The organism is Ruegeria sp. CF2, from assembly GCF_056537385.1.
Genome location: NZ_JBQFRL010000001.1, coordinates 350,685 through 362,948, shown reverse-complemented (window position 1 = coordinate 362,948; position 12,264 = coordinate 350,685). Strand labels below are relative to the sequence as shown.

At 63.4% G+C, this 12,264-nt stretch carries 11 protein-coding genes; all 11 read left to right on the top strand.

The genetic code is table 11. From position 1 onward, the window contains the following. Positions 1-19: 19 nt before the first annotated feature. The 11 genes from ACR0IR_RS01760 to ACR0IR_RS01710 all read left to right on the top strand — a co-directional run bounded on the left by ACR0IR_RS01760 (position 20) and on the right by ACR0IR_RS01710 (position 12,137). Positions 20-1,168 (top strand): SPFH domain-containing protein, encoded by a 1,149-nt coding sequence (locus tag ACR0IR_RS01760; protein WP_170364700.1) that lies wholly within the window; start codon positions 20-22, stop codon positions 1,166-1,168. A gap of 9 nt (positions 1,169-1,177) precedes the next feature. Further along, on the top strand, positions 1,178-1,492 hold the full coding sequence (locus ACR0IR_RS01755; protein WP_170364702.1) for a CPCC family cysteine-rich protein: 315 nt from the start codon (positions 1,178-1,180) through the stop codon (positions 1,490-1,492). A gap of 6 nt (positions 1,493-1,498) precedes the next feature. Next, entirely contained in the window at positions 1,499-2,614 is a 1,116-nt protein-coding gene (locus ACR0IR_RS01750; RefSeq protein WP_170364704.1) for a TFIIB-type zinc ribbon-containing protein, read from the top strand. 99 nt (positions 2,615-2,713) lie between these two features. Beyond that, positions 2,714-3,394 (top strand): nitroreductase, encoded by a 681-nt coding sequence (locus ACR0IR_RS01745; RefSeq protein ID WP_170364706.1) that lies wholly within the window; start codon positions 2,714-2,716, stop codon positions 3,392-3,394. A gap of 24 nt (positions 3,395-3,418) precedes the next feature. Next, complete coding sequence (dtd, locus tag ACR0IR_RS01740; RefSeq protein WP_170364708.1) at positions 3,419-3,856, top strand: D-aminoacyl-tRNA deacylase; 438 nt, start codon at positions 3,419-3,421, stop codon at positions 3,854-3,856. After that, positions 3,856-4,959 (top strand): glycerate kinase type-2 family protein, encoded by a 1,104-nt coding sequence (locus ACR0IR_RS01735; RefSeq protein WP_170364709.1) that lies wholly within the window; start codon positions 3,856-3,858, stop codon positions 4,957-4,959. The genes dtd and ACR0IR_RS01735 overlap by 1 nt, the downstream gene beginning before the upstream one ends. 51 nt (positions 4,960-5,010) lie before the next feature. Next, a complete protein-coding gene (locus ACR0IR_RS01730; protein WP_170364711.1) occupies positions 5,011-7,005 on the top strand; it encodes a CocE/NonD family hydrolase in 1,995 nt (664 codons plus the stop codon). A 127-nt stretch (positions 7,006-7,132) separates the two neighbouring features. Further along, entirely contained in the window at positions 7,133-8,719 is a 1,587-nt protein-coding gene (locus ACR0IR_RS01725) for an ABC transporter substrate-binding protein (RefSeq protein ID WP_170340108.1), read from the top strand. A 15-nt stretch (positions 8,720-8,734) separates the two neighbouring features. Further along, complete coding sequence (locus ACR0IR_RS01720) at positions 8,735-9,691, top strand: ABC transporter permease (protein ID WP_170340107.1); 957 nt, start codon at positions 8,735-8,737, stop codon at positions 9,689-9,691. Beyond that, positions 9,688-10,503, top strand: coding sequence for an ABC transporter permease (locus ACR0IR_RS01715; RefSeq protein WP_170340710.1), 816 nt, complete (start codon positions 9,688-9,690; stop codon positions 10,501-10,503). Before ACR0IR_RS01720 ends, ACR0IR_RS01715 begins: the two co-directional genes overlap by 4 nt. Further along, positions 10,500-12,137 (top strand): ABC transporter ATP-binding protein, encoded by a 1,638-nt coding sequence (locus tag ACR0IR_RS01710; protein ID WP_170364713.1) that lies wholly within the window; start codon positions 10,500-10,502, stop codon positions 12,135-12,137. Before ACR0IR_RS01715 ends, ACR0IR_RS01710 begins: the two co-directional genes overlap by 4 nt. The last annotated feature ends 127 nt before the right edge of the window (positions 12,138-12,264 follow it).

The following is a 12,264-nucleotide window of genomic DNA, read 5'->3' as shown; positions in this document are numbered from 1 at the left end:
CGATGACAGGAGAACCCAGATGGGAATTTTCGATTTTCTGACCGGAGAATTCATTGATGTCATTCATTGGGTGGACGACACCCGCGACACGATGGTCTGGCGGTTCGAGCGCGAAGGCCACGAGATCAAGTATGGCGCCAAGCTGACCGTGCGCGAGGGCCAGGCGGCCGTATTCGTGCACGAAGGCCAGTTGGCCGACGTGTTCACGCCCGGCCTCTACATGCTTGAGACCAACAACATGCCGATCATGACGACACTGCAGCACTGGGATCACGGGTTCCAGTCGCCGTTCAAGTCCGAGATCTATTTCGTCAACACGACCCGGTTCAACGACCTGAAGTGGGGCACCAAGAACCCGATCATGCTGCGCGACCCGGAATTCGGCCCGACCCGGATCCGCGCCTACGGCACCTACACGATCCGGGTCAAGGACCCGGCCCGTTTCCTGGTCGAGATCGTCGGCACCGATGGTGAATTCACCATGGACGAGATCAGCTTTCAGATCCGCAACATCATCGTGCAGGAATTCAGCCGGGTGATCGCGGGCTCGGGCATCCCGGTTCTGGACATGGCCGCCAACACCGCCGATCTGGGCAAGCTGATCGCGGCCGAGGTCTCGCCCGTGCTGGACGGCTACGGCCTCGAGATGCCGGAATTCTACATCGAGAACATCTCACTGCCGCCGGCGGTCGAGGCGGCGCTGGACAAGCGTACCTCGATGGGGCTGGCGGGGGATCTGGGCAAATTCACCCAGTATTCGGCGGCCGAGGCGATGACGGCGGCCGCCAGCAATCCGAACGGAGGCGGCGGCATGGGTGCCGGCCTTGGTATGGGCATGGGGATGGCGATGGCGAACCAGATGTCGAACATGGCAGCGGGTCAGCCGTCTGGCCCGTGGGGAGCGCCCGCGCCCGCTGCCCCGCAACCATCCGCGCATGTGGCCCCGCCGCCCCCACCGCCGGTCGAGCATGTGTGGCATATCGCGGTGGATGGCCAGACCAACGGTCCGTTCTCGAAGGCCAAGATGGGCCGCATGGCCAGCGAGGGAGAAATTACGCGCGAAACATTCGTGTGGACACCCGGTCAGGACGGATGGAAGAAAGCGGGCGAGGTGCAGGAGCTCGCGCAGTTGTTCACGATCCTGCCGCCTCCGCCGCCCGGCGCGTGAGGTATCGGCATGTCCGCATCGCGGAAACGCTCGAAGACAGGCGGGCGCAAAGCGCCGCAGCCTCAATTCATCTGCCCGTGCTGCGGTTATGTCACCCTGGCCGAGCGCGGGGCCTACTTGATCTGTGCGATCTGCTTTTGGGAGGACGAGGACATTCTGTACGACAAGAACCCCCGCGAGCCCTCCGCCGCCAATCACGGCCTGACGCTGGCCGAGGCGCGCGAGAATTTCAGGGTGATCGGGGCCTGCGAGGCCGCGATGCTGCCGCATGTCCTGCCTGAGGAGCAGCGCGCAGCCTATCTTCACTTTCCCCTCGACACGTGACCACCCATGACACAGCCCCCTGCCCCGCCACCCGGTTCTGCGGAACATCGTTTTCCATGTGACAATTGCGGCGCGGACTATCGGTTCGATCCGCAATCCGGCACCCTGACCTGTGACCATTGCGGCCATTCCGAACCGATCGGGGCTGGCCCCTGGGGCGGCGCCAGCCTGCGCGAATTGGACTTTGACGCCGCCATCGCCGACCGCCTGCCCGACAGCGAGATCGAAGAGACGCGGGTTCTGACCTGCCCCAACTGCGCGGCCCAGGTCGAGTTCGACCCCAACACCCACGCCGCGGAATGCCCGTTCTGCGCCACCCCGGTCGTGACCGATACCGGCGTGAACCGGCACATCAAGCCGCGCGGCGTTCTGCCCTTTGCGCTGGACGAACGCGCCGCGCACAAGGCCATGAGCGACTGGCTGGGGCGGCTGTGGTTCGCGCCGAACGGACTCAAGGACTATGCCCGCAAAGGCCGCAGGATGCAGGGCATCTATGTGCCCTACTGGACGTTCGACGCCGACACGAAATCGGCCTATCGCGGCGAACGGGGCGTGGTCTATTACGAAACCCGGACGGTGATGCGTGACGGCAAGCGGGTTCAGCAGCAGGTGCCCAAGGTGCGCTGGACACCGAAATCCGGCCGGGTGGCCCGGTTCTTCGACGACGTGCTGGTGCTGGCCTCGCAATCTCTGCCCAAATCCTACACCGACGCGCTGCAACCCTGGGACCTGCCCGCGCTCGAGCCCTATCAGCCCGAGTATCTGGCCGGGTTCCGGGCCGAGGCTTATACGGTCGATCTGCAGCAAGGTTATCAGGAAGCCCGCGGCCACATGGCCCGCGTGATCGAGCGTGACGTCCGTTTTGACATCGGCGGCGACCGGCAGCGCATCCACGCAATCGAAACCGACATCCGCGACGTGACCTTCAAGCACATCCTGCTGCCGGTCTGGATGGCCGCGTACAAGTATCGCGGCCAGACCTATCGCTTTGTCGTCAACGGTCGCTCCGGTCAGGTGCAGGGTGAACGGCCCTGGTCGGCGATCAAAATTACGATTGCGGTGGTCCTGGGCCTGCTGGCGGCAGCCGGCATCGGGTATCTGGTGGCGACCGGACAGCAATGACCGCCGGGTTCCGCCGCCGAAAACTCTGCCGCGGAACCCCTTGAACATCCCGGGCTTCTCACCCATCCTGCCGCCGGCTGCCCCGGAGGAGAGGACGACGTGACCCTGGCCGATCTGAACACGCTTCTGACCGCGCGCCATTCCTGCCGCGCCTTCCGGCCCGATCCGGTGCCACGGGGTGACATAGAACAGATCCTGACCAGCGCCGCCCGGGTGCCCAGCTGGTGCAACGCGCAGCCCTGGCAGGTGGTCGTGACGAGCGGCGCGGAAACGGATGCGTTCCGGAGCGCTTTGCGGGTCGAAGCCGAGACCGGCCAGGCGCAGCCCGACCTGCCCTTTCCGACCGGCTATTCCGGCGTCTATCAGGACCGGCGCCGCGCCTGCGGATGGGCCCTGTACGAGGCAGTCGGCGTTGAGAAGGATGACCGTGCCGGATCGGCCCGGCAGATGATGGAAAACTTCAACCTGTTCGGTGCCCCGCATTGCGCCATCCTGTCCAGCCCGGCGGAACTCGGCCCCTATGGCGCGATGGATTGCGGCGGGTTTGTCACGGCTTTCACCCTGGCGGCACAGGCCTTGGGCATCGCCACGATCCCACAGGCGGCGGTGGCCGCCTATGGGCCGTTCTTGCACCGCTATTTCAACATCCCCGATGACCGGCTGATCCTGTGCGCGATTTCCTTCGGCTATCCGGATGCCAATCATCCGGCCAACCAATTTCGGACCGAGCGCGCCACGCTGGACGAATTCGTCACCTGGCGTGGGGCTTCGACCGAGTAAGCGAACTTTGAGAAAAACATCGACATGCGCGCATTGATACAAAGGGTGTCCGAGGCATCGGTCTCGGTCGAGGGGCAAGTCATCGGCCAGTGCGGGCCGGGGCTGCTGGTGCTGGTCTGTGCCATGCAGGGCGACGACGAGACCCAGGCCCAGCAACTGGCGGCCAAGATTGCCAAGCTGCGGGTCTTCAAGGATGACGCGGGCAAGATGAACCGGTCGGTGTTGGATATCGGCGGCTTGGCCCTTGTGGTCAGCCAGTTCACCTTGGCCGCCGACACGTCGCGCGGGAACCGGCCCGGATTTGCGGCGGCGGCCGATCCGGCAACCGGTGAACGCCTGTACGAACACTTTGCCCGCGCGCTGGCCGCGCTTGGGGTTCCGACCGAAACCGGGTCTTTCGGAGCGGATATGGCGGTGTCCCTAGTCAATGACGGCCCGGTTACGATCTGGATGGACATGTGATGACGATGCAGGATCAGGCGATCGCGATCTGGAAGGCGGGCGTTGCCGCCGTTGACGGCTATGGAGCGGTCAAGGCGGCACTGCCTAATGTTCCGCGCCCCGATTTGATTCTGGCGGTGGGCAAGGCCGCGGCGGCGATGATGAATGCGGCGCAGGATCATTTCGGCAGAACACCGGGCCTTGTGGTCACGAAAGACGGCCATGCCGAAGGGCTGCCGTCACATCTGCAGGTCATCGAAGCCTCTCACCCCGTGCCCGATGCCCGCAGCCTGAAGGGTGGCCAGGCCCTGCGCGCGGCTGTTCAGGCCATGGAGCCTGGCACGCATCTGTTGCTGCTGGTCTCGGGCGGTGCGTCTTCGCTGGCCGAGGATCTTGTGCCGGGGGCCACCCTCGAAGATCTGGCGCGGCTGAACGCGCAGCTGCTGTCCGAGGGGCTGGACATCACCGCCATGAACGCCCGCCGGCGCAAGATTTCGCGGATCAAGGGCGGCGGTCTGCTGACCGGTTTCGGCGGAGCGCGCGCGACGGTCCTGGCCATTTCGGACGTGCCGGGGGACGACATCGGCGTCATCGGATCGGGCATCGGCGCCTTGCCCAACGCCCCGCAATTCGAAGCGAGTGTCGAAATCATTGCCTCGAACGCCCATGCGCGCTGCGCCGCAGCCGACGCGGCACGTGCCGCCGGTCTGGACGTTTTGGTTGAGGAAGAGGCCCTGCACGACGACTATCTGTCCGTCGCCGCAGATATCGGCGCGCGGCTGCGTCAGATGCCGCCGGGCGCGATGATCTTTGGCGGAGAGCCGACGGTCGTCCTGCCCGAAAACCCGGGCCGAGGCGGGCGCAACCAGGCGCTGGCACTGGCGTTGGCGCGCGAGATTCAAGGATGCGAGGGGCTGTGTGTCGTGGTCGGTGGAACCGACGGCACCGACGGGCCGACTGATGCGGCCGGCGGTGTCGTGACCGGCGCGACATGGGCCGATGGGGCGGACCAAGCCTTGCGCGAGGCCGATGCGGGGACGTTCCTTGACCGGGTCGGTGCTCTGCTGGTGACCGGCCCCACGGGAACCAATGTCATGGATCTGCTTGTCGCAACGAAGGAATGAATTGACGCTTTTCCTCGCACACCATCCGCCGATGCGCCTGAGACTAGGCACATGACTCAGGCGAAGAACTCACTGGCCGAGATCGAAGACGTTCCGGATCAGGGCATCATTCTGTCGGACGGCTGCCGCCTGTCGGCGCGGATCTGGCGTCCTGTCGATGCGGCGCAGCGCCCGGTGCCCGCCATTTTGGAATACCTGCCTTATCGCAAGCGCGACGGCACGACGGCGCGCGATGCCCTGACCCATCCCTGGTTTGCCAAACGGGGTTACGCCTGCATCCGCGTCGACATGCGCGGCAACGGCGACAGCCAGGGACTGATGGAGGATGAATACACCCAGCAGGAACTGGACGACGCCGTCGAGGTGATCGAGTGGCTAGCCCAACAGCCATGGTGCAGCGGCGCAGTCGGGATGATGGGGATCAGTTGGGGCGGCTTCAACGCGCTGCAGGTGGCGGCGCTGCAGCCCGCACCCTTGAAGGCCATCATCACCTTGTGTTCGACCGCCGACCGTTATGCCGATGACATCCACTACAAGGGCGGCTGCCTGTTGAACGAGAACCTGGGCTGGGGGGCGACCATGTGGTCGTACTCGTCCCGCCCGCCCGACCCCGCGTTGCGTGACGACTGGCGCGAGATGTGGTTGCAGCGGTTGAAGGCAGAACCCTTCCTGCCCTCGGTCTGGCTGCGGCACCAGACCCGCGATACCTATTGGCGGCATGGGTCTGTCTGCGAAGACCCCGGAGCGATCCGGGCCGCGACACTGGCGGTGGGCGGCTGGGGCGATGCCTACAAGAACACGGTGCCCTGGCTGGTCGAAAACCTGACTGCGCCGGTCAAGGGGATCGTCGGTCCCTGGGTGCACAAATACCCGCATTTTGCCGTCCCCGAACCTCGCATCGGCTTCCTGCAAGAGGCGCTGCGCTGGTGGGACCGATGGCTGAAGGACAAAGAGACCGGCGTCGAACAGGACCCGGCCTATCGCGCCTATCTGATGGATGGCGTGCGCCCGGCGCGCTGGTATGCCGAGCGCCCGGGTCGGTGGATCGCCGAGGATGCCGGCGCCACGCCCCACCTGCCGACGGTCACCCTTCCGCTTTCCGATGCCGGGCTGGGAGAGGACGGGCCCTTGGATACCAAAATCCGCTCGCCGCATCATTGCGGCATGGATGGCGGCGAATATTGCGCCATCTGGCTGGGTCCGGACATGCCGGGCGACCAGCGGGCAGATGACGCTCTGTCCTCCTGTTTCGACACGACCCCTCTGACCGCAGATCTGGACATTGTCGGTGCCCCGCGCCTGCGCTTGAAGCTGAGTGTCGACAAACCACAAGCCCAAATTGCCGTTCGGCTGAACCACATCCACCCCGACGGAGCTGCGACTCGGATCACCTATGGTGTATTGAACCTGACCCATACGGAGGGGCATTCGTCCCCCAAAACGTTGATACCCGGACAGGTCTACGACATCGAAGTTGTGCTGGACCACGTCGCCTACCGGGTTCCCGAGAGCCACCGCCTGCGCGTTGCCGTCTCAAGCGCCTATTGGCCGCTGATCTGGCCTTCGCCGGAAACAGCGGAGCTGCACCTGACAGGCGGCTCGTTCACGATCCCCCAGCGCGACAGGTCGGATCGGGATGAATGGCAATTTGCCCCGCCCGATGCGGACTCTCCGTGGCAAGTGACCCAATTGCGAGAGGCGGCCCATGCGCGGCGCGTCGAAACAGACATGACGACCGGCGTCATCGATCTGGTCATCGAAGATGATTTCGGCCTGGTCGAAGACGCGGATCATGGTCTGGTCAGCGGCGGAACCGCTTTTGAACGGTGGTCCATCCATCCGGACGATCCGCTGAGCGCGCGGGGCCGCTGCGAATGGGTACAAGAGACCCGGCGCGACGGCATCCAACTGCGAACCGAGGCCAATTGCGAGATGTGGTCGGACCGATCCAACTTTCATCTGCGCGCGACGCTTGATGCCTTTGAAAACGATGAGAAGATTTTTTCCAAAACCGTGGAGGACACCATACCTCGTGATCAGATGTGATTTTGCTGGTGGCAAGTCCCCGAGATTTGACCTTGCCCGCCGCGACGAAATGCGCCAACGTTGACTCATGCGTCAATAAAAAGCCCGTAAAACGGGCACACAAAACACTCAACTGGGAGATATCCGAATGAACGAACAACTCACTCACATGGCCAGCCAGGTGACCGCCGGGAAATTGACCCGACGTGAATTCATGGGGAAGGCAGCCGCATTGGGTGTATCGGCTGCCATGGCCAGCACCGTCTTCGCCGACGCGGCCCGCGCCGCCGGCGCCAAGAAAGGTGGCGATCTGAAACTGGGCCTGCAGGGCGGTGAATCCACGAACTCGCTGGACCCGGCCACCTATGCCAGCTCGGTTCCGTTCCAGAACGGCAAGCAGTTCGGCGACCAACTGGTCGAAGTCGCCCCCGACGGCACGATCGAGCCGCGCCTTGCCGAAAGCGTTGAAGGCAGCGCCGATGCCAAGGTTTGGACGTTCAAACTGCGTCAGGGGGTCGAGTTCCACAACGGCAAGACCATGACCAGCGAGGACGTGCTGAAAACGATGCAGCGCCACTCGAACGAAGATTCGAAGTCGGGCGCGTTGGGCATCATGAAGGGCATCGAGTCGATGAAGGCCGATGGCGAATATTTTCAGGTCACCCTGAACGAGCCGAACGCCGATCTGCCTTACCTGATGGCCGATTATCACCTGATCATCCAGCCGGACGGCGGAATGGACAACCCGGGCGCCGGTATCGGCACCGGTCCGTACAAGCTGGAAGCGGACGAACCCGGTGTGCGCCACCTGTTCTCCAAATTCGAGAACCACTGGAACCCGGATTTCGGCAACTTTGACAGCGTCGAAGTGGTGGTCATCAACGATGCCACGGCCCGGACGGCCGCGCTGCAGTCGGGTCAGGTCCACGCGATCAACCGGGTTGAGCCCAAGGTTGCCGACCTCTTGGGTCGTGCGCCCAACCTGACCGTACATTCGACGGCAGGACGCGGCCACTACGTGTTCATCATGCATTGTGACACGGCGCCGTTCGACAGCAACGAGCTGCGGACCGCTCTGAAATACGCGATCAACCGCGAAGAGCTGGTCGAGAAGGTACTGCGCGGCTATGGCTCGGTCGGGAACGACATGCCGATCAACGCAGCATACCCGCTGTTCGATGAGACAATCCCGCAGCGTGAGTTCAGCGTCGAAAAAGCCGCCGAACATTACAAGAAGTCCGGCCATGACGGGTCGCCCATCATTCTGCGTGTGGCCGACGGAGCCTTCCCTGGCGCCGTGGATGCCGCAGCCCTGTTCCAGCAGACCGCCCAGCAGGCCGGCATCCCGCTTGAGATCAAGCGCGAGCCGAATGATGGCTACTGGTCCGAAGTCTGGAACGTACAGCCGTTCTGCGCGTCCTACTGGGGCGGCCGCCCGGTGCAGGACCAGATGTACGCAACTGCCTATCTGTCCACCGCCGACTGGAACGACACCCGGTTCAAGGTCAAAGAGTTCGACGACCTGCTGTTTGCCGCGCGTGCCGAGCTGGATCCGGCAAAGCGCAAGGCCATCTACAGCCAGATGGGCATGATGGTCCGTGACCAGGGCGGCCTGATCTGCCCGATGTTCAACGACTTTGTCGAGGGCATCAGCAACCAGCTGGATGGCTGGGAGACTGATCCGACCCAAGAGATGATGAACGGCAACATGTCCCGCAAGATGTGGTTCGTCTAACTCGGATCGACAGGTATGCATCCTATTATCAAACTGGTTTCCCAGCGCCTGGCGCTGGGATTCCTCTTGCTGTTTGGCGCTTCGGCCCTGATTTTCGGGTTGACCGAGGCCCTACCCGGAGACGCCGCGCAAGCCGTCCTGGGGCAGTCCGCCACCCCTGAATCCCTTGCCAACCTCCGTGAGGAGATGGGGCTGAACCGTCCCGCCTTGACCCGGTATTTCGAATGGCTTGGCGGAATTGTCCAAGGTGACATGGGCACGTCCCTGACCAACAAGCTGGACATCGCCGAGTCGGTTAGCAACCGATTGGGCAATACGTTGTTTCTTGCCTTTTGGGCGGCCATCGTCTCGGTCCCCCTAGCAATTTTTCTTGGCCTCGTCGCGGTACGCTACCGCAACCGCTGGCCCGACAAGCTGATCTCAGCCGTTACTCTGACGACAATCTCGATCCCGGAATTCCTGATCGGCTACGTCCTTGTCTATTTCATCGCGGTCAAGCTGGGCATGTTCTCGCCGCTGGCGATGATCAATGACAGCATGTCCTTTTGGCAAAAGCTGAACTCGATCGCGCTGCCCGTCATCGTGCTGACCATGGTGGTTCTGGCGCATATGATGCGCATGACTCGCGCCGCAATTTTGAACGTAATGCAGTCGGCTTATGTCGAAACGGCCGAACTCAAGGGCCTGAGCAACTTCAAAGTCATCTGGCGCCATGCCTTCCCGAACGCCATCGCCCCCATCGTGAACGTGGTGATGCTGAACCTGGCCTATCTGGTCGTCGGCGTCGTCGTGGTCGAGGTGGTGTTCGTCTATCCCGGCATGGGACAGTATCTGGTGGACCATGTGACCAAGCGCGATGTGCCGGTGGTGCTGGCATGCGGCGTCATCTTTGCCGCCATCTATATCGGGCTGAACATGGTTGCCGACATCGTCGCGATCCTGGCCAACCCAAGGCTGAGGCACCCGAAATGAAGAACATCCCAATCTCTGCAATGATCGGGCTGGCCTTCACCGCCCTGTATTTCATCATCGCCGTCTTTGCGCCCTTCCTGGCGCCCTACGGCATGGCCGAGGTGGTCGGCGACGTGTGGGAGCCCTCGAGTTCGGAATTCTGGCTGGGCACCGACAATATCGGCCGCGATCTTCTCAGCCGAATGATCTATGGCGGGCGCACCACGATCTTCATCGCCACCGCCGCCACCATCCTCAGCTTCGTCACCGGTTCGATCCTGGGCTTTCTGGCGGCCGTGCTGGGAGGCTGGGCCGATCAGGTGATGTCGCGGACCGTGGACCTGATCATGTCGATCCCGTCGCTGATCACCGCGCTGGTGGTTCTGGCCATGGTGCCGGTCACCATCCCGGTTCTGATCGTGGTCATGGGCCTGCTGGACGCCACCCGCGTCTATCGTCTGGCCCGGGCCGTGGCCGTTGACATCGAGGTCATGGACTATGTCGAGGCCGCCAAGCTGCGCGGCGAGGGCCGCGGCTGGATCATCTTCCGCGAGATCCTGCCCAACGCGCTGTCCCCGCTGGTGGCCGAACTGGGCCTGCGCTTCATCTTCATGGTGCTGTTCGTCTCGACCCTGTCGTTCCTGGGCCTGGGCGTTCAACCTCCGCTGGCCGATTGGGGCGGTATCGTGAAAGAAAACAAGGACGGCATCGTCTATGGCATCGGCGCGGCGCTGTACCCGGCGGTGGCCATCGCCACGCTGGCCATCTCGGTCAACCTGGTGGCCGACTGGATCCTGAACCGCACCACATCGCTGAAAGGAGGCCGGGGATGAGCGATACCCTTCTCAAGGTCCGTGACCTCAAGATCGGCGCAACCGTCTACCCGCCGGGCGAAAAGCCCCGCGACATCGAAATCGTGCACGGGGTCAGCTTTGACCTCGAGCGCGGCAAGGTGCTGGGGCTGATCGGGGAATCCGGTGCGGGCAAATCGACCATCGGGCTGGCATCGATGGCTTATGGCCGGGGCGGCGTTAAGATCACCGGCGGTGAGGTCTGGGTGAACGGGCGCGACATCCTCAAGACGTCGCTGTCGGATATCCGCAAACTGCGCGGCGGCGAGGTTACCTATGTGTCGCAATCGGCGGCGGCGTCCTTCAATCCCGCCAAGAAGATCATGGATCAGGTGGTCGAAGCCGCGGTCGAGCAGAAGAAGTTCAGCCGCAAAGAGGCCGAGGCCCGTGCGCGTGAGCTGTTCGCCAAGCTGGGCCTTCCCGACCCGGACAACATCGGCAACCGCTATCCGCACCAGGTCTCGGGCGGGCAGCTGCAGCGTTGCATGACGGCGCTGGCGCTGTGCCCCGAGCCGGATCTGGTGGTGTTCGACGAACCCACGACCGCGCTCGACGTGACCACCCAGATCGACGTCCTGATGGCGATCAAGGAAGCAATCCGCGACACCGGCGTGGCCGCGCTGTACATCACCCACGATCTGGCGGTCGTGGCGCAGGTCAGCGATGACATCATGGTGCTGCGCATGGGCGACACGGTCGAATACGGCACCACCGACCAGATCATCAACAACCCACAAGAAGAGTACACGCGGGCGCTGGTCTCGGTCCGTTCGATCGAACACGAGGAAAAACAGCCCACGCCCGAACCCGTGCTGCAGGTCGATGGCATCACGGCCCGTTACAAGGGGCTGAATTTCGACGTGCTGCACAACGTCAATGTCGAGGTACATCCGGGCCAGACGCTGGCGGTCGTGGGGGAATCGGGGTCGGGCAAGTCCACGCTGGCCCGGGTGATCACCGGCCTGCTGCCCCCGCGCGACGGCGAGATCACCTTTGCCGGGCGCAAGCTCAGCCCCGATCTGGCCGGACGCTCGCGCGAGGACCTGCGGGAGTTGCAGATGATCTACCAGATGGCCGATGTTGCGATGAACCCACGCCAGACGGTGGGCACGATCATCGGCCGCCCGCTCGAGTTCTACTTCAACATGCGCGGCGCCGAGAAGCGCAAGCGCATCATCGAACTGTTGGACGAGATCGAACTGGGCGAAGGGTTCATCGACCGGTATCCTGCCGAGCTGTCCGGCGGTCAAAAGCAGCGTGTGTGCATTGCCCGCGCTCTTGCGGCCAAGCCCAAGATGATCATCTGTGACGAGGTCACCTCGGCGCTGGATCCTCTGGTGGCGGATGGCATTCTCAAGCTGTTGCTGGACCTGCAGAAGATCGAGGACGTGGCCTATCTGTTCATCACCCATGACCTGGCGACGGTGCGCGCGATCAGCGACAGCATCGCCGTGATGTATCAGGGGCGCGTGGTGCGCTATGGACCCAAATCACAGGTGCTGAGCCCGCCGTTCGACGACTATACCGACCTGCTGCTCAGCTCGGTACCCGAGATGCATCTGGGCTGGCTGGAAGAGGTCGTGGCCCACCGCAAGATGGAGAGCGCCGGCAACTGAGCCGCTTGCTATGCACGCCGACAAAACACTCTGAAATCCCGACACTTTGTTTCTATCGAAGTGTCGGGATTTTCTCATTCCGGGCGCGAACGGGCAGCCTTGGCAGACCGAATCTCTTAGGGTGAGG